The organism is Sporosarcina sp. P20a, assembly GCF_002743175.1.
Lineage (GTDB): Bacteria > Bacillota > Bacilli > Bacillales_A > Planococcaceae > Sporosarcina.
On record NZ_PDYT01000001.1, the window covers coordinates 496971 to 516254 of the forward strand.

Annotated in this window: 17 protein-coding genes; 13 read left to right on the forward strand and 4 right to left on the reverse strand. The window is 44.4% G+C overall.

The window, feature by feature from the left end:
* Positions 1–476 precede the first annotated feature (476 nt).
* From CSV72_RS02645 to CSV72_RS02660, 4 genes are all read left to right on the forward strand, one after another.
* Positions 477–2135, forward strand: coding sequence for a methylmalonyl-CoA mutase family protein (locus CSV72_RS02645; protein ID WP_158232131.1), 1659 nt, complete (start codon positions 477–479; stop codon positions 2133–2135).
* Positions 2128–4284: a methylmalonyl-CoA mutase gene (gene scpA / locus CSV72_RS02650; RefSeq protein WP_099676981.1), complete on the forward strand. Its 2157-nt coding sequence runs from the start codon at positions 2128–2130 to the stop codon at positions 4282–4284. The genes CSV72_RS02645 and scpA overlap by 8 nt, the downstream gene beginning before the upstream one ends.
* Before the next feature lie 32 nt (positions 4285–4316).
* The gene (gene meaB / locus CSV72_RS02655) at positions 4317–5366 is read left to right on the forward strand and encodes a methylmalonyl Co-A mutase-associated GTPase MeaB (protein ID WP_099677130.1); all 1050 of its coding nucleotides are present in this window, start codon (positions 4317–4319) and stop codon (positions 5364–5366) included.
* A 117-nt stretch (positions 5367–5483) separates the two neighbouring features.
* Complete coding sequence (locus CSV72_RS02660) at positions 5484–5924, forward strand: BrxA/BrxB family bacilliredoxin (protein WP_099628904.1); 441 nt, start codon at positions 5484–5486, stop codon at positions 5922–5924.
* Between the two features lie 130 nt (positions 5925–6054).
* On the opposite strand, the gene prli42 is transcribed toward CSV72_RS02660, so the two are convergent.
* On the reverse strand, positions 6055–6150 hold the full coding sequence (prli42, locus tag CSV72_RS16650) for a stressosome-associated protein Prli42 (protein WP_155979530.1): 96 nt from the start codon (positions 6148–6150) through the stop codon (positions 6055–6057).
* 123 nt (positions 6151–6273) lie between these two features.
* Between prli42 and mce the strand changes: the two genes are divergently transcribed.
* From mce to rnz, 6 genes are all read left to right on the forward strand, one after another.
* Positions 6274–6681 (forward strand): methylmalonyl-CoA epimerase, encoded by a 408-nt coding sequence (gene mce, locus CSV72_RS02665; protein ID WP_099676982.1) that lies wholly within the window; start codon positions 6274–6276, stop codon positions 6679–6681.
* 3 nt (positions 6682–6684) lie between these two features.
* Positions 6685–8232, forward strand: a complete 1548-nt coding sequence (locus CSV72_RS02670) for an acyl-CoA carboxylase subunit beta (RefSeq protein ID WP_099676983.1) — start codon at positions 6685–6687, stop codon at positions 8230–8232.
* 18 nt (positions 8233–8250) lie between these two features.
* Positions 8251–9375, forward strand: coding sequence for a M20/M25/M40 family metallo-hydrolase (locus tag CSV72_RS02675; protein WP_099676984.1), 1125 nt, complete (start codon positions 8251–8253; stop codon positions 9373–9375).
* A gap of 35 nt (positions 9376–9410) precedes the next feature.
* Entirely contained in the window at positions 9411–9875 is a 465-nt protein-coding gene (locus tag CSV72_RS02680; RefSeq protein WP_099676985.1) for a chemotaxis protein CheW, read from the forward strand.
* A 108-nt stretch (positions 9876–9983) separates the two neighbouring features.
* Entirely contained in the window at positions 9984–11174 is a 1191-nt protein-coding gene (locus CSV72_RS02685; RefSeq protein WP_099676986.1) for a DNA polymerase IV, read from the forward strand.
* A gap of 16 nt (positions 11175–11190) precedes the next feature.
* Entirely contained in the window at positions 11191–12138 is a 948-nt protein-coding gene (rnz, locus tag CSV72_RS02690; protein WP_099676987.1) for a ribonuclease Z, read from the forward strand.
* 48 nt (positions 12139–12186) lie between these two features.
* On the opposite strand, the gene proC is transcribed toward rnz, so the two are convergent.
* The 3 genes from proC to CSV72_RS02705 all read right to left on the reverse strand — a co-directional run bounded on the left by proC (position 12187) and on the right by CSV72_RS02705 (position 15560).
* Positions 12187–12996: a pyrroline-5-carboxylate reductase gene (gene proC, locus CSV72_RS02695; protein ID WP_099676988.1), complete on the reverse strand. Its 810-nt coding sequence runs from the start codon at positions 12994–12996 to the stop codon at positions 12187–12189.
* A 307-nt stretch (positions 12997–13303) separates the two neighbouring features.
* Positions 13304–14410: a TFIIB-type zinc ribbon-containing protein gene (locus CSV72_RS02700; RefSeq protein ID WP_099676989.1), complete on the reverse strand. Its 1107-nt coding sequence runs from the start codon at positions 14408–14410 to the stop codon at positions 13304–13306.
* Between the two features lie 10 nt (positions 14411–14420).
* Positions 14421–15560 carry an SPFH domain-containing protein gene (locus CSV72_RS02705; RefSeq protein WP_099676990.1) on the reverse strand — a complete coding sequence of 380 codons (1140 nt, stop codon included), beginning with the start codon at positions 15558–15560 and terminating at the stop codon, positions 14421–14423.
* Between the two features lie 191 nt (positions 15561–15751).
* Here CSV72_RS02705 and CSV72_RS02710 point away from each other — a divergent pair, with 191 nt between their 5' ends.
* From CSV72_RS02710 to CSV72_RS02720, 3 genes are all read left to right on the forward strand, one after another.
* Complete coding sequence (locus tag CSV72_RS02710) at positions 15752–16693, forward strand: MBL fold metallo-hydrolase (RefSeq protein WP_099676991.1); 942 nt, start codon at positions 15752–15754, stop codon at positions 16691–16693.
* Complete coding sequence (locus CSV72_RS02715; protein WP_099676992.1) at positions 16680–17435, forward strand: SDR family NAD(P)-dependent oxidoreductase; 756 nt, start codon at positions 16680–16682, stop codon at positions 17433–17435. The genes CSV72_RS02710 and CSV72_RS02715 overlap by 14 nt, the downstream gene beginning before the upstream one ends.
* A 581-nt stretch (positions 17436–18016) precedes the next feature.
* Positions 18017–19282, forward strand: coding sequence for a YbfB/YjiJ family MFS transporter (locus tag CSV72_RS02720; protein ID WP_099676993.1), 1266 nt, complete (start codon positions 18017–18019; stop codon positions 19280–19282).
* Positions 19283–19284: the final 2 nt, after the last annotated feature.

Genomic DNA, 19284 nt, shown 5'->3' on the forward strand with positions numbered 1-19284 from the left:
TTTTTTTGGAGGTAAAGCAGTAAGTATAGAGTCTTGTGGATGGAGGCTGATCACTTGCTGGCTATAAAATGCAGAAAAAGTTTGAAATCAAGTGAGTTAATAATTGCGTAATGAGCGGCTAGACAAACTTTGTGAGCGCTTAGTGGTGGATATAGAGCGGATACGGATGAGATATGAGCGCTTGTGAGAAGTTAAGAGCGGATACAGGGAATTATGATCGCTTACACGAATTAATGAGCGCAAAAGAATTGGCTTTCACTAAATTTTTCACTTTTCCAATTAAAAGATGTTTAATGTATCCCATTCACTCAAATAATTCAATAGTAAACGCATAAAAAGTCATCAATTTGTATGATTATGATAAAATTAGACGGAAACTTCTGATTTCCCCCTTTCTTCATAACGTACTCTACGGTACACTATAACTATTAATGGTTTTTAAAAGGGGAAGGAGCACCATTATGCCTATACATAACATGAAAACATTTACTTTCACAGCCCCCAACTTTACTGAATGGAAAGAAGCGGCTGTTTTATCACTTAAAGGAAAGCCTTTTGATTCGTTGTACACAAAAACGATTGAGGGCATTGAACTCAATCCGCTATACACGAAAGAAGACTTGGACCAGTTGGAAGTTTCACGTGTCACGAAACCTGCATTCGGCTGGACGGTCGCACAACCCGTTAGCGCAGCGAACGGTCAACAGTTTGTAGAGCAGATGAAAGAATCTTTGGCACGGGGCAATGAAGCAATCGCTTACAACGGACTGAGGCCTTTAGTTTGGGCGGAACAGGACGTCAAGCAAGTGGCTGAACTGATTACGCAATATCCAATTTTATTCACTGAAGTGCAGAGCGATGATCCGATATTGCAAGCCTTCACGTATATAGATGAAGCAAAGCGTAAAGACGTTACAGGAATTTGCATCGGTACGGTTCCGGTAGTACCTGAAGGATTCCCAGGAGTCCGCACAAAAGGTGCTGATTTATGGACAGCGCATCATGAAGGGGCAGATGCGATAACAGAACTTGCGCTATCCCTTTCAATTGCAGCTGAACTTGCGGAAGACGCTTCTTCATTTGAAGAATTTGCAAACGGCTTTTATGCACGGTTTGCATCTGACACACACTTCTTCATGGAAATCGCGAAGTTCCGTGCGTTCCGCGTGTTGTGGAAACTATTCAATGAAGCGTACGGCGTAGAGAACGCGAAGCAAGTACCTTTACTAGGGATTACTTCATTGCGTTCATATTCAAAACTTGATCCGTATGTAAACTTATTACGCGGCGGCAACGCGGCATTCGCAGCTATTTTAGGTGGAGCGGATTGGCTGACTGTATTACCGCATGATGTATTGACGGGTACGTCCCCAAGCTCAAATCGTTACGCACGAAACATTCAATTGATTCTGAAGGAAGAAACGCATATTGATCAAGTTCTTGATCCTGCAGGCGGTTCTTACTTTATCGAATCGTTGACGACTGAATTAATTCGTAAATCATGGGCGAAGTTCCTGGAGATTGAAGAGAATGGCGGTTATCAAGCCTTCTTGCAGTCTGGTGAATTAAGCAAGCTTTATGCGCAGCGCCAGAAAGAGATGGCGACGGGCAAGAAGACGTTGATCGGTACGAATGTCTATGCGGAATTGACGGATGTGAATTATGCGAATGAATCAACTGTGACGGTATCGAAACGATTGGCAGAGCCTTTTGAACATATTCGTTCTAAGCAAAAAGAGGAGTTGCCGAAAACTGTATTACTCAACTTCGGTGCGTTGAAAGATTATAAACCACGTGCAGATTTTGTCAGTGGAATCTTGGCAGTTGGTGGCATTGAAGCGACGTGGAGTCCTTCTTTCGAGTCAAACGATCAAGCGCTCAGTTGGATCGAAGAGCAACAGCCTGATTATGCAGTAATTTGTGCATCGGCTGCTGATACAGAAGAAGTTGTAACAAACTTCTTAGCTTCGTATAAAGGCAATTGTCCAACCGATACAGCGGGTAAATATCCATCAGAAACAGCAGATCAGTGGCTTGCCAATGGACTGAATGGCTTCATTTTTGCAGGACAGGATAAAATCGAAAAGCTAAATACTATTATTACGCAAACTAAAGGAGGCCGTTCCGTTGAGTAAACCTGATTTCCGTAAAGTGAATATAGAGCAATCACTCAATGAACTCTCACAACAAGCATTATCAAAAGAGAATTTTTTAACGAATGAAGGAATCAATGTAGCGCCTGTCTATACAGCAAAAGACATTGAAAACACAGAGCATTTGAAAGACTTCCCGGGTATCGCACCGAACACACGCGGACCGTATCCGACGATGTATGTAGCACGTCCTTGGACCGTTCGTCAGTATGCTGGATTTTCTACAGCGGAAGAAAGTAACGCGTTTTACCGTCGAAACTTGGCGATGGGGCAAAAGGGACTTTCTGTTGCGTTTGACCTTGCGACTCACCGTGGGTATGACTCCGATCATCCTCGTGTAACAGGTGACGTAGGTAAAGCGGGAGTTGCGATTGATTCTATTGAAGATATGAAGATTTTATTCGCAGGTATTCCACTTGATCAAATGTCGGTATCGATGACGATGAACGGTGCGGTTTTGCCGATCATGGCATTTTATATCGTAGCGGCTGAAGAGTCTGGTGTAAGTCCTGAGAAATTATCTGGTACGATTCAGAACGATATTTTAAAAGAGTATATGGTACGGAATACGTATATCTTCCCGCCGGCTATGTCGATGCGGATCATTGCGGATATTTTCTCGTACACATCTGAAAACATGCCGAAATTCAACTCGATTTCGATCTCGGGTTACCATATGCAAGAAGCAGGAGCGACGGCGGATATCGAGCTTGCGTATACACTTGCAGACGGCTTGGAATATGTTCGTACTGGTTTAAAGGCGGGTATTGATATCGATTCATTCGCACCACGTTTGTCATTCTTCTGGGCAATCGGCATGAACTACTATATGGAAATAGCAAAAATGAGAGCGGCACGAAAAATTTGGGCGCAGATGATGCAGTCATTTGAACCGAAGAATCCGAAGACACTTGCATTGCGTACACACTCTCAAACGTCAGGCTGGAGTTTGACGGAGCAAGATCCATACAACAACGTAACACGTACATTGGTCGAAGCTAACGCATCATCCATGGGTCACACGCAGTCACTGCACACGAACGCATTGGATGAAGCAATCGCATTACCGACAGATTTCTCGGCTCGTATTGCACGTAACACGCAGTTGTTCTTGCAAGAAGAGACGATGATGACGAAAGTAATTGATCCTTGGGGCGGTTCGTACTATGTGGAGAAATTAACCGAAGAGTTAATGGAGAAAGCATGGGAATTAATCGGTGAAATTGAGTCGCTTGGTGGCATGGCGGAAGCGATTGAAACTGGATTACCGAAAATGAAGATTGAAGAAGCTGCAGCTAAGCGCCAGGCGAAAATTGATTCGAAAGCAGAAACAATTGTCGGTGTGAATAAATATCGTCTCGATACGGAAGATGCGATTGATATTCTAGATATCGATAATACGATGGTACGCCAGAAGCAAATTGACCGCATTAACGATATGAAGGACAAACGTGATGAAAAAGTAGTTCAAGCCACTCTTACGGCCATCACGGAAGCGGCTAAAAGCGGCGAAGGGAACTTACTTGCATTGGCAGTTGACGCTGCAAGAGCGCGTGCAACTATCGGTGAAATATCGGATGCGATTGAATCCGTATCCGGCAGACATAAGGCGGTGATCCGTTCAGTGAGTGGTGTATATAGCGCGAACTTCTCAAATGAAGAAGAAATTCAGGAAGTAAAAGATATGACGGATGAATTCCTAGAAAATGAAGGGCGTCGTCCACGTATTTTGGTTGCGAAAATGGGCCAAGACGGACATGACCGCGGTGCGAAAGTGATCGCGTCGTCGTTTGCTGACTTAGGATTCGATGTCGATATCGGTCCTTTATTCCAGACACCTGAAGAGACAGCTTTGCAGGCGGCGGAAAATGATGTGCACGTCATCGGTGTGAGTTCACTGGCGGCAGGTCATAAAACATTAGTACCGACATTGCGTGAAGAACTGAAAAAAATCAATCGTGAAGATATTTTAGTTGTAGTAGGTGGCGTTATTCCGGCACAGGATTATGATTTCTTGCGCAAGAATGGTGCAGCCGCAATCTTTGGCCCGGGTACAGTCATTCCAGTGGCAGCTCAAAAAGTCATTGAGGAGATTTACCGACAGCTCGGCTATGAGGAAGTGACGGATTGACAGAAAAACAAAACGGACGAGATGAATCAGCAATGCATGTGATGCGCGGAATAGAATCCACACATGATGGATTTGTTGCCTCTTCACGTAAACGCTTTGTTAAGAAAGATCCATCTCATAAAAATTTAGATGTATTGCAGCAAGAAATAGAAAATGGCTCCCGTTTGTATTTGGCACGAGGTATTACGTTGCTAGAAAGTACGAAGCCTAGCGATAAGAAGGTCGGTCAGGAAGTGTTGACTAGCCTTCTGCCAAAAACGGGCAACTGTATCCGGATTGGGGTTACAGGCGTGCCCGGTGCAGGGAAGAGTACATTTATCGAAGCGTTCGGTCTAATGCTTGCAGATATGGGCCATAAAGTGGCGGTGCTTGCGATTGATCCAAGTTCTACACTGACCGGCGGAAGTATCTTGGGTGACAAGACCCGTATGGAGGAGTTGGCACGGCATAAGAATGCTTTTATCCGTCCTTCTCCGTCAGCGGGAACACTTGGTGGCGTGCATAAGAAATCTCGCGAAACGATGCTGCTTTGTGAAGCCGCGGGCTATGACGTCATTTTGATTGAAACGGTTGGGGTTGGCCAAGGTGAAACGATTGTCCGTGGTATGGTCGATTATTTCTTATTACTTGTGTTGACTGGTGCCGGAGACGAACTGCAAGGAATGAAAAAGGGGATCATGGAGCTGACAGATGGTATTGTCGTGCATAAGAATGACGGTGCCAATAAGCCGCTCGTCAAAAAAACGGTGCGCGAATATACACGCATCATGCACATGCTCCAACCTGCTTCACCTGAATGGACGTCGAAAGTACAACCGGTTTCTTCTATAGAAAACACCGGCTTGGAAGCTGTATGGGAAACGGTTTTAGAATTCGAAAAAGAAATGAAAGAAAAGAATCATTGGGACACGAGACGTCAGCACCAGACACGTGATTGGTTCCATGCGATGATCCGAGACCACTTGATTGATTCATTTTTCTCGGAGCAAGGACGAAAAACGCAGGTGAAGGCACTTGAGGAAGAATTGCTAGACGGACATTTAACGGTAACTGGAGCAATTGACCGATTGTTTTCTTCTTAATTCGTGTAGGGATATGCTATGATTGAAGAGGATAGTCAATTAATTATCAGGGAAGTGTCATAGCGGAACTGAATAGGCTATCACAATTATACGGTATAAGAGAGGAGATCCTGTAAAATGACTATGAACTTTGATTTTTACATGAACGATATGACGAACCAAGCGAGATCCGAAATGGAAGCGAGCGGCTACAAGCAATTGAAAACACCTGAGGACGTAGAGGAAGCATTCAAGCAGCCGGGTACGACATTAGTAATGGTGAACTCGGTTTGTGGATGTGCTGGCGGAATTGCTCGCCCAGCAGCTGCGCACGCAGTACATTATGACAAGCGTCCTGACCACTTGGTAACGGTATTTGCTGGACAAGACAAAGAAGCAACTGCACAAGCACGTATGCACTTCGGTGAAGACCACATCCCATCTTCTCCATCATTCGCTTTGCTAAAAGACGGCAAACTAATCGGTGAAGTAGGACGTTTTGAAATCGAAGGACATGACCCGATGTCTGTCGTTGTAAATCTTCAGGAACAATTTGAGGAGCACTGTGAAGAGCTGTAACATCTAGCTGCATGCGCCAGTCTCTCGGATTGCTTCAGGCCCTCCAGCATCTGTCGAGACTAGACGGCGCATACCGCTTTTGTAATAAAAAACAGTTCGCATATTTTCATATGCGAACTGTCATTAAGAATTATAAGAACATGCTGAGACCCATGACCATGGTAGATGCGATCATGGCGACGATCATCAAGTAAACAACTGTTTTTTGAATTTTTTTATTACTCATGCAGCAAAACTCCTTACACGTTGGAATTGGTTTGTTTCTATTTTAACAGAAATAAGGATTTTCACAACTAGAATGGCTGTTATATGTTCGGATAGTAGAATCGTATTAAAAGGGGAATGTGCTATGAACAAGGTAGATCATATAGGGATTGCTGTAAAAAGTATAGATGAATCAGTTAACTATTACATAGATACACTCGGTTTGACAGTTATCGCTATTGAAGAAGTCGCTAGCCAAGGGGTTAAAGTGGCGTTCATTGATGCACATAATGTCAAGATCGAATTGCTTGAACCGATGACGGAGACAAGTCCCATTGCGAAGTTTATTGAAAAACGCGGTGAAGGGGTTCACCATATCGCTTTCGGTGTAACAGATATTCGTTCAAGAATGAAGGAATTGGAAGAAAAGGGCGTTCAACTACTTTCAGATGAACCAAAACCAGGTGCTGGCGGAGCAGAAGTTGCTTTCTTGCATCCGAAATCATCATATGGTGTGCTTTATGAATTATGTGAAAAGACTAAGGGGGAATAATAGATGAACATTTACGATAAAATTAATGAACTATACGACAAAAAGCGCGAAATCGAGTTGGGTGGCGGCGATGAGCGAATCATGAAGCAGCACGAAAAAGGTAAATTGACTGCACGTGAACGTATTGAGATCCTACTTGATGAAGGTACATTCGTAGAGTTGAATCCATTCGTTGTTCATCGTACACGTGATTTCGGCATGGACAAGCTAGAAGGACCTGGCGACGGTGTCGTAACAGGTTACGGTAAGATCCACGGTCGTCCTATCTATTTATTCTCCCAAGACTTCACGGTATTTGGTGGAGCTTTAGGTGAAATGCACGCAATGAAAATTGCGAATGTTATGGACTTAGCTGCGAAAAACGGTGCACCATTCATCGGTTTGAACGATTCTGGTGGCGCACGTATCCAAGAGGGTGTATTATCGCTTGATGGATACGGTGAGATTTTCTACCGTAACGCAATCTATTCCGGAGTGATTCCACAAATTTCTGTTATCCTCGGGCCTTGTGCAGGTGGCGCGGTGTATTCACCAGCAATCACAGACTTCGTGATTATGACGGATAAAACGAGCCAAATGTTCATCACAGGACCAAAAGTTATTGAAACAGTAACAGGCGAGAAAATTACTTCTGAAGACTTGGGTGGAGCAAAAGTTCATAACACGATTAGTGGTAACGCACATCTTCGTGGCGCAAGTGAAGAGGAAGTATTGCAAAAAACTCGCGATCTCTTAACATATCTACCACAGAACAACACAGAAAAAACACCGATTCAGCCATACGACGAGCAAGATGATTATCGTGAAGATTTAGCAGATACGGTACCTTACGAAACAATTCGTCCATATGACGTACGAAAAGTGTTGGAGCAAGTAGTGGATGAAGGTTCATTCTTCGAAATCCAACCTGAATTCGCAAAGAACGCAGTAGTGGGTTATGCGCGCATGAAAGGTGAAACAGTAGGATTTGTCTGTAACCAGCCGAAAGTAATGGCGGGTGGACTAGACATTAACTCATCTGATAAAATCGCACGTTTCATCCGTACATGTGACTCATTCAATATTCCATTGATTACATTTGAAGACGTTACAGGCTTCTTCCCTGGAATCAAGCAAGAGCATGGTGGAATCATTCGTCACGGGGCGAAGATCCTCTATGCATATTCGGAAGCAACTGTACCAAAAATCACATTGATCTTGCGAAAAGCTTTCGGTGGCGCATATGTTGCTCTGAACTCTAAATCAATCGGTGCAGACTTAGTCTTCGCTTGGCCAAACGCAGAAGTAGCTGTTATGGGTGCTGAAGGTGCAGCGAACATCATCTTCGCTCGCGATATCGCAAACAGTGAAAATCCGGAAGCAACTCGTACTGCGAAAATCGAAGAATACCGTGAAAAGTTTGCGAATCCATATGTTGCAGCTTCACACGGCATGATAGATGACGTAATTGATCCACGCGAAACTCGTATCAAGTTGCTTCAAGGACTTGAAATGATGCGCAATAAGCACGAAGATCGTCCGAAGAAAAAGCACGGCAACATACCTCTATAAATAAAGGAGTCTTACATCTTGAATACACAACGATTACTTCAAGAATTCTTGGAGTTAGTAAAAATTGATTCTGAAACTAAAAACGAACGAAATATTGCTGATATTCTTACGAAGAAATTGCAGGAATTGGGCTTTGATGTGACGGAAGACGAGACAGCGGAAAAGACAGGACACGGTGCAGGTAATTTAATTGCCAACTTGCCGAGTACAGTGGCTGACGCGGATCCGATCTTCTTTACATGTCATATGGATACGGTCGTTCCAGGACAATCGATTAAGCCAATCGTCAAAGAAGACGGCTATGTCTACAGTGACGGTACGACAATTTTAGGTGCTGACGATAAAGCGGGAATTGCTGCTCTACTCGAGATGGCGAAAGTGATCCAAGAGTCAGACAAGCCACACGGTCCGATTCAGTTCATAATTACAGCTGGTGAAGAAAGCGGATTAGTAGGCGCGAAAGCGATGAATCCGGATTATTTACAAGCGAAATATGGCTTTGCGATCGATAGCGACGGAGAAGTAGGCGGCATTGTTACAGCGGCTCCTTATCAGTCAAAATTATGGACGACGATCTACGGAAAAACAGCACATGCTGGCGTCGCTCCTGAAAAAGGAATTTCTGCTATTTCTCTCGCTGCTAAATCTATTGCAGGCATGAAACTTGGCCGCATAGATGAGGAGACGACTGCGAATATTGGTCGTTTTGAAGGTGGAAAAGCAACGAATATCGTTTGTGAAGAAGCTTTCATTTTATCGGAAGTACGCTCGATCAATCCGGATAAAATGAAGAAACAAATTGACTTAATGGTAGAAAAATTTGCAACGACTTCTGAATCTTTTGGTGGTAAAGCCGAAACTACAACACAACTTATGTATCCTGGTTTCTCAATCGGAGATGACGAAGAAGTCGTGCAAGTCGCGATGAAGTCAATCCGCAACGTAGGCCGTGAACCGAAGATCATGACGAGTGGCGGAGGAAGTGACGGCAACGTCTTCAACGGCATGGGAGTTCCTACTGTGACGTTGTCTGTTGGTTATGAAGAGATTCATACGAAGAACGAACGAATGCCGGTGAAAGAGTTGGAAAAACTGACGGAATTAATACTTGAGATTGTCGGTCAAGCAATCCGCACGGTGTAACAGTCTTAACAAAGAGCCTGAAAGAAGGTATAACTATGCAAACTGTGATTGTGCGGACGGGCAATGAAGAATATGCACTACCAGTAGAATCGGTGATATCCATCGAGAAACTCGAGTACGTCACACCGATTCCTCATCTTCCTAAATACTTACTGGGACTGATGAAATCGCGTGGCGAACTCGTGCCTATTCTGGATTTAAGTCAGATTTTGTATCATCAGGCGACACCTCGGGATATTGAATCCCATGTAGTGGTTGTGAAAACAGATCAGTTGGAAGTCGGTTTATTAGTGCTAGACGCAAGGGAGATTCTCGAATTGCCAGAAGATCGCTTAACGTCTACTGCACTAAAAGCGTATTCTAAAACGCCTTACTTCGTAACAGTAGCGAATCTTGTTGACCGTGTAGTGACTGTCATCGATCCAAATATCATGGCGGATTCACTTCATGGCATGGATGAAATATCCAGTTATATGAAAGAACAGCACCAATCAAATTAGTAGGCAAAAAGAACATACATTTGATAAAATGGAAAGAGTGGCAGACTGAAGTCGGTTTGCCGCTTTTTCCTATTACATAATTATTTCCGAGGAAAGAAAGGTGTTTACATGACGGATCTGATCATCGCTAATCCACGGGTCATTATGCATCTTGATATGAACAGCTTCTTTGCCTCTGTTGAACAGGCTGCGAATCCCGAATTAAAGGGAATCCCTCTTGCAGTCGCGGGCAACCCGAAAGAACGAAGAGGAATTCTCGTAACCTGTTCATATGAGGCAAGGGCATTCGGTGTCTACACGACTATGACGGTAGGAGAAGCTAAACGACTATGTCCGAAATTAACGATTGTTCCACCACGACATGAACTATATCGGCAAATGTCTGATTCTGTTTTTGATATTTTGCGAAGTTATACGGAATGGGTCGAACCTGTTTCAATTGATGAAGCGTATATCGATACGACCGATATTGGCGGGTTGACACGTGCGTACGATTTGGCCCGTGAAATCCAGTTGCGCATTTTAGCAGAACTCGATCTACCGTGCTCGATAGGAATTGCACCGAATAAGTTTCTTGCGAAAACAGCTTCTGATATGAAAAAGCCAATGGGCATTACGATTTTACGAAAACGTGAAGTGCCAAAAATGCTGTGGTCGTTACCAGTCATTGAAATGCATGGCATCGGCAAGCGGACGGAAGAGAAATTGCATAGCGCAGATATTAAAACGATGGGCGATTTGGCCACTGCTGAAAAAATCACGTTGGAAGCACTGCTTGGAAAAAATGGTTTGCGCCTTAAACAACGGGCAAACGGAATCGATACACGTCCTGTAGACCCCGAAAGTGCGGAAGAACGTAAAAGTATTGGCAGTTCCACCACGTTGCCTGTTGATCTAACCGAATTCGAAGATTGTGTTCCGATATTTGAACGGCTTGCGAAAAAAGTGGCGGCACGACTGGAAACGAAACTACTGGCCGGAATGACAATCAGCATTCAAATTCGCTATGCCGACTGGCAAAACACGACGAGAAGCAGAACGCTCCAACAAGCGGTCTATCTTGAGAAAGATATTACAGATGTAGCGCTTCAATTATTTCAGCAACACTGGAACCATGAGCCCATTCGCTTGCTAGGCATCACGGCAGCGAATGTCATCGAACGTTCTGAAATGGTCAAGCAGCTGACATTTGATAATTTTGAGCAACAAGAAAAGGAATATGAAATGGATCAGTTGATGTCGAGTCTGACACAACGTTTCGGAGATGGTATTATTAAAAAAGGATTTACGAAGAAATAGCAAGGAGGCAATGCATGTGGATATAGAATTTCTTGGCACAGGTGCAGGGATGCCATCGAAACAGCGCAATACTTCAGCGCTTGTTCTGGATTTGACAGACGAGAATAAAGAAAATTGGTTATTCGATTGCGGTGAAGCGACACAGCATCAATTACTATACAGCGCCATTAAGCCGAAGAAGATTACGAAAATCTTCATTACGCATCTGCACGGCGATCATATTTTCGGATTACCTGGCTTTCTCAGCTCACGCGCATTTTTAGGTGGAGATGATCCCGTCGATCTATACGGTCCTGCTGGCTTGAAAGAATGGTTGCAGCACACCTATAAAATGACGGGAACCTATTTACCTTACAAGTTGAACGTGCATGAAATCCATGACGGTTTGATTCTTGAAACAGAGGAATTTAAAGTCTACGCCAAAGAAGTCCAACACGTCGTGCAGAGTTTCGGCTTCCGTATTGAACAGAAAGAGTTGCCTGGTACGTTATTGGTCGATAAAGCGATAGAGCAAGGTGTTCCAAAAGGACCTATGTTGCAGCGCTTGAAAGACGGCTTTGACGTAGAACTCGACAATGGGCAGACGGTTTATAGTCAAGACGTTACGACAGATAAGAAAAAAGGCTTCATTATTACAGTCATTGGGGATACGTCGTACTGCCAAGCTTCCATTGAACTAGCGCAAGACGCTGATATTTTAATCCATGAAGCGACGTTCACGGATGAATATGCAGCAGGTGCGAAGGAATTCGGTCATTCAACGATTGTCGAAGCGGCAACCGTTGCCAAAGAAGCGAACGCGAAAAACCTCATTGTGAACCATATTAGCGCACGCTTCATGCCAGGTGAAATGCCGGCTTTCTTAGAAGAAGGTACCGAGATATTTGATGCCATTTCGATTGCAGATGATTTCGCGCGTTTTCAGTGGAAACATGGAGAATTAATCAAGTTACTAAAAAACTAAGCATCCGAGTTTGGCTCTCTTGAAGGGAACCAATGGATGCTTAGTTTTTTATTTTGAAGAACCTAGTTGACGCGAACGTTTTTCCGCACGGATCAAGCAGTCCGAAATAATAGTCTTGAAGTTGTGATCTTCTAGTGACTGCAGACCCGCTGCTGTTGTACCGCCAGGGCTTGTTACATTCTCGCGCAGTATGCTAGGCTCTTCGCCGGTCTTCTTTAGCATGGACGCTGCACCGTAGATTGTTTGAACGATTAATTCACGTGCATCGGCTGCATCTAGACCTTGCTCAACCGCTGCTTCTTCCATCGCTTCTACTAAATAGTAGATATATGCAGGACCACTACCTGAAAGGGCTGTTACGGCATGTAAATCATCTTCTTCGACGACTTTGACGATACCGATTGAATTCAGCAAGCTTAAAATCGACTGTTGCATTCTTTCTGAAACGGCATCATTAAACGCAATCCCGCTCGCTGATTTTCCGATTGTCGCGGACGTGTTCGGCATCGAGCGTGCAATTGGACGTTTACCTAGACCTTTTTCAAATGTAGCGATGGAAATTCCAGCAATGACGGAAAGAACTGTCGTATTTTCTCCGAGGTAGGGGGCAATATCATCCATCACTTTCCCTACATCTTTCGGCTTCGTCGCGAGCACAACTAAGTCGACTTTTTTAATGAAATCTCGGTCTTCGCACACTTTCGTAATGCCGTAACGCGATTCTAGTTCGTCTAACCGTTCTGTATCTGAACGGTTCATCACATAGACATTCTCTTCATATATGACTCGTTTATTGACAATCCCTGCAATAATGGCTTCTGCCATTTGTCCAGCGCCTACAAATAAAATCTTTTCCATGTCCAACATCCTCCCCAAAATAAAAAGCGCTCCCGTCCTGTCTTTCAGGACGAAAACGCTCGGTTTCCGCGGTGCCACCTAAATTTGCTGTTTGCTACAGCACAACTTCAAGTCTTCTTTATCGCAGAAGGTACGGTCGTGTTTCCACGACAGCTCGGAAGGAGGTTCGAAAGGGGAGTGGGATACATGACTTGCAGCCTCGGCCATGCTCTCTTCTATCCATCACCCATCTACTGATCTTCCTCAATGCCCGTTCCATACTATTTTCATGATTATGTCATGTACTTTGTGAATTGTCAAACTGTCGTTAGCTGTCGATGAACAAGTAGACGATGAATATCACGACCAGAATCGAGATCACCAACGAAACAATCTTCATCACACTCAACGGATAATTTCCGGTCACTTTTCCCGTTTGTCCATTGACGATGAATTGATAGATTTTTTCCTTGAAATGAAAAGAGGAAATCCAAATCGGCAATAAAATATGTTTATATGTAATATCAGTATAATCTGTAGAAACGTTGACTACCTGTACGATATCTCCGGCTACGCTGCCTTCGATCCCGTTGACAATTTCTCTCGTCATGACGTCCTTTGCCTGCGTAAACCCTTGTTGTAACGAAACAGAATAGCGCTCGGCAAGAAAGCCGGACATGTATTCCACTTTATAATCGGTGAGACCAGTCAATTGAAATGGCTGTACTTTCTGCAACAGTTTCGATTCGACTGTGCTAGACGCTTTAATTAGAATATCATCAAAAAATTCTCTATAATTACCGCTTTCCTGATGCCAGCGGACTTTCCGTACTTGCTCGGTCACTTGTCTAGCCTTACCGTCCTCGTAAACCGTCCGAGTTTCGCTGACATAATAATAATTTCCGACACGTACGACATAGTGTGACTGTGTCTGACTGTCATACGTCCAGTACGGCAAGTAGGCACCGGAAATTTTATTCATTCGATACGTTTTCTTCAAAGTATTCGGTGCGAAAAAGTGTCCTTTGATCCAGTCTTTGAACTTTATTTGTGCTTGTTCCTCAGAAACCTGAAACGGAATCAATAATCCTGGTTGGATCCCGGCATCGTGATTCGTCACGGATATATGAGAAGATCCGCAAAACGAACAGAAGTCCGCGACGATATGTGCGTCCAGTACCGATTCCGCTCCGCAGTTGCTACAGGAGAAAACACGTTTCTCTTCATTCCATACGTGTTGAAGATTATTTCCTGCCTCATTGAAATCGAGTTCTACATGATGATCGAACGTTGCTTCAATTGGCATTTCGTGGCTACAAAAAGGACATTTCAAGCCACGTGATTCTGGATTATATTCCGTGTTACCGCCACAAGAAGGGCATTTAATGTTTTCAGTATCTTCTACGATTTTGTGTTGTTCATCGAATGAAGTCAACGTCCATCCCTCACTTTTCGTCTAACGTCTCACCACATTCTGCGCAGAATTTCGCACCTGGCAGATTGGCATGTGAGCAAGCAGGACAAATTTTCTCGGTGACTTGAGATGTACCGCAGCCGCTGCAGAACTTGGCGTCTTTTGGAATCATAGTTTCACACTTAACGCATGGTACTTTATCGATTTCAACAGACTTTCCGCATTGACCACAGAATTTTGCGTCGGCGTTGATCGTTGCCTGACAATGCGGGCAAGATTTCGTTGCAACTTGTGCTTGGGGCTGCTGTGCTTGATTTTGATTCATCGCATTTGCCATAACCTGACCCATGCCCATACCCGCTCCCATGCCAACACCTGCGCCCGCCATGCCGCCTTCATTCTGTGCAGCGTCACGCATCGCTTCAGCTGCTTGATATTGCTGGTACTGCTGCATATTGCCGAGTACGCCCATAGACGTACGCTTGTCCATCGCTTCTTCGACTTCTTTTGGTAATGACAAGTTCTCGATATAAAGTGACGTGATCTCGAAACCGAATGCAGCGAAACGAGAGATCATCTTCTCTTTGCCTTGTTCGCTTAATTCATCGTAATGCATTGATAGATCCAGTGCGGGTATTTGAGACTCTGCGAATAAATCGGATAATCCGGAAATAATCATTTTCTTTAAATGACCTTCAATGGCGTTCGTGTCGTACGAACTGTTCGTTCCAAATAACTCCCGCAAGAATACAGTAGGGTCTGATACGCGATACGAATAAATTCCGTACCCACGAAGACGGATCATGCCAAAATCCGGATCACGCATCATAATGGGGTTCGACGTGCCCCATTTTTGATTGATGAACTGCTTTGTATTAATGAAATATACTTCCGCTTTAAATGGTGAATCAAAGCCGTACTTCCATGACTTCAACTTCGTTAGAATGGGCATATTTTGCGTGTACAAAATATGGCGCCCTGGACCGAATACGTCCGCAATTTCCCCTTCATTGACGAAGACTGCGACTTGCGACTCTCGGACCGTTAGCTCTGCTCCCATTTTAATTTCATTATTATGCACGGGGAACTGATAGACTACTGTATGGGCATCCTGTGCTTGCCACTCGATTACTTCGATAAATTGGTTTTTAAACATATTAAAAAATCCCATTGTTTTCCCTCCAACTCGACATAATTATGTAAATCATACGATTTCCTGTAGTATACCATACGAAGAATGGACAAAATGGTTTCACTTTGCGCGAAATATCTTTCGGTAATTGAACAATCAAGACGTGACGCACATGAAAATAAAGAGTACAATAGACTGAACAGTCATTCATTTTATAGGGGGAACAGTATATGATCACAAAAATAATTACACCTACGCCATTCGCGGTAGGTGACGTGAACTGCTTTTTACTTAAAGGCGACACACTGACTTTGGTAGACGCAGCAACGAAGACGCCAGAAGCGCGTGAAGTGTTGCAGATGAAATTAAAAGAAATGGGTTATACATTTAATGATATTGAGCAAGTATTCGTCACGCATCACCACCCCGATCACTGCGGATTGGTCGAGATGTTTGACCGCGCGGAAATACTCGGTCATCCGTATTTAAACTATTGGCTAACACGAGATACCGAGTTTTTAGATCGTCATGATCGTTTCTATGAACAATCATTAATAGAAGAAGGCGTACCGGAGGAATATTTGAAGTGGGTTAAACGCTTCCGTCGATCAGTTGATTTAATGGGAGGGCGTCCCGTCGATCGCATGATGAATGAAGGTGATGATCTACCAGGACATCCGGGCTGGAAAATCCAAGAGTCTCTTGGCCACGCACAAAGTCATTTATCATTGTTCAATGAACAAGAAGGCATTCTAATCGGTGGCGATTTATTGCTGGAGAAAGTGTCATCCAATCCATTAATTGAGCCGCCATTTAAGAAAGAACAAGGACGTCCGAAGTCTTTGCTTCAATACAATGCATCGCTAGAACGTTTATTGGATTTACCGGTGTCACTCGTCTACGGAGGTCATGGCGGAGAGATTACGAATGCACATGCGCTCATAACGGAACGCTTAGCGAAGCAGCGCGACCGTGCGATGAAAGTTCTCGCGATGCTAGATGATTCGAAAACGGTCTTTGACGTGACGAAGCGATTGTTCCCAGCAGTCTATGAAAAAGAGTTGGGGCTGACGTTGTCTGAAACGATTGGGCAGCTGGATTATCTAGTGGCGGCAGAATTAATCTCAGAAACGGTCGATTTAGCAGGAGTTCATCACTATGTCCGCATCTAAAACCGTGCTGATCACGGGAGCGACGAGTGGAATTGGGTTTGAGCTGGCGAAGCGCTTGGCAGTGTTGAATGAGTATCGTGTCATCGCAACAGGACGCAATGCTAAAGCATTAGAAGAGTTACGCGTACTTGGCGTAGAAGGATACTGTGCCGATTTGCGAGATACAAAGCAGCTCGATTGGTTGGTATCTTGCATTGGCACACCGGACCTCATCGTATTTTCTGCTGGAGTGGGGAAGTTCCATCTAGCACATGAAACGACCGATGAAGACACGGTGGCGATGCTTGAGACAAATGTCCTCGTGCCGATGCAACTAACCGCGCGTGTAGTACCTGCAATGATCAAGCGCAAGCACGGTCATCTAGTCTATATCGGTTCACAAGCAGGAAAGGTAGCCACACCGAAAACATCCGTCTATGCCGCAACAAAACATGCACTGATCGGCTATACAAACGCCGTGCGTATGGAAGTCGCGCCTTACGACATCGACGTATCCGTCATCCATCCAGGACCAATCGATACACCATTTATCGAGCTAGCAGACGTCACCGGCGGCTACAAACAAGCAATGGGCAGCCAGTTACTATCGGTTGACACAGTCGTACGCGCTGTCATGGAAACCATCGAGCGACCTAGACGCGAAGTAAACTTGCCAAAAATCACAGGTCTGACAAGCAGACTCTACGCATTGGCACCCAGTATAGTCGAAACCATCGGAAAACCGTTTTTCTATAAAAAGTAATAAGAAAATAGAGCGCTGTTGCTAGAAGTCGTAACGATCCGACTTGTGGCGGCAGCGCTTTTTGAAATGGGCGAGTAAAAATAGATGATATTACCGGACCCACTATAAAGCTGGCGGATGGCCCTCGTTTTGAAGGTGTCTTCGTTTAATTAGTGAATTAATCTTTAAACGTTACATTAAATAGAAGAATAAACTAGTTGATCGTAAGTGGAAGGTGGCGACTCCCTATGGACCAGCCCGACAGGTGAGACAACTAAAGGGAGCTTGCGACCTAGTTGGCTCAACGCGGGCCCATGGGAAAGCGTCCACCTGGAACGTCGATCAACGGTGCCATCCCACTCGCTTTTCACTTTGATTAACCAATAATATTATTATGTAAACTAGAATAAATTTCAGTATAAAGAAGTTGGAATATTCTATCATGAATGCTATAGTGTGAATGATAGAGTTCACACATTAGACATAAATGAATAACCTCAGAAATGTTGCCAAACCTACTATGATCAAACACCCTGACACAACTCTGAGTGACTACCATTACTAGAAAGTTTATATTGAACGCAAAAAAGGGTGGGATTTGTATGCTAGCTAAAGAACACGATCAAAACATTTGGAAATACGCATTTGCAAGCGTCGCCGTCACTGTCAGTTCTCTCGGCTTTGGACGGATGTCGTATGGAATCATTATGCCGTTCATGAAAGAAAACCTCGCCATGTCCTATAAACAAGCAGGACTGCTCGCAACAACGGTGTCGATTGGCTATTTGATGATGGTGATCTTTGTTGGATTGCTCGTAACTCAATACGGGGCAAAAAAGCTCGTGATTTTTGGAACGGGACTCGTGTCATTCGGACTATTTATGTTATCACTCGTCGCTGGCTATGGCTGGATACTTTTCGCCATGCTGCTGCTTGGAATAGGAACGGCTTTCACCTATACACCGCTCATCACCATACTCGTCGGTTGGTTTCCGAGGAAGCGCGGCATGCTTATCGGATTTCTCGTTAGTGGCATGGGACTAGGAACACTCATATCAAGCGCGTTAATTCCGTTCTTCAGTACATGGTTCGGTGATATGGGCTGGCGCTATCTTTGGTTCTTCTATGGCGCTCTGTCGATTGTATCTATCATCATCGCGATGATCATTTTACGTGATCCACCAATCCTGTTACTGCCAAAGGAAACACAGAAACGCACGTTTTGGACGAAAGTATACTTAGATAAACGCGTACTTCGTGTCGCCTTCATTTACGGACTCGTTGGATTTGCTTATTTGGTCCCGCAAAGCTTCTTGTTCAGCTATATTCTCGAAGTGGGATTGACGAAGTTCCAAGCAGGGCAGATCATGGCAATCAGTGGAATTATGGCGATTTTTAGTGGTCCGTTATGGGGCGGAGTATCTGATCGGATCGGACGAAAATCTGCATTGCTAGCGACACTCGGAATTGGTGCAGTTTCACTCATTATTCCTGTAATTTTCCCGGTATATAGTGGACTTATCGTCAGTCAATTCCTATGGGGTGCGACAATTGTTGGGATGCTGTCGCTCTGCCAAGCGTTGTCTACGGAACAAGTACATCCGACGTACGCACCGGTCGCACTAGGCTATGTAACGTTCTTTTTCGCAGCAGGACAGTTGCTCGGGCCTGGCGTCGGTGGCTGGATCATCGACCGCTTTGAGCAAATTCCACTCGCGCTTATTATGTGCAGTGTCCTACTCGCTTTGGCGTTCTTGCTGACGATTCGAATGAACGCGCATGCGGTGGATGTGGATGTGACGAAGTTGGAAGCGAAGCCTGTGTTGGCTACTTTTTGTAAGAAAGAAACTTCTACTAAGGAAGTATAAAA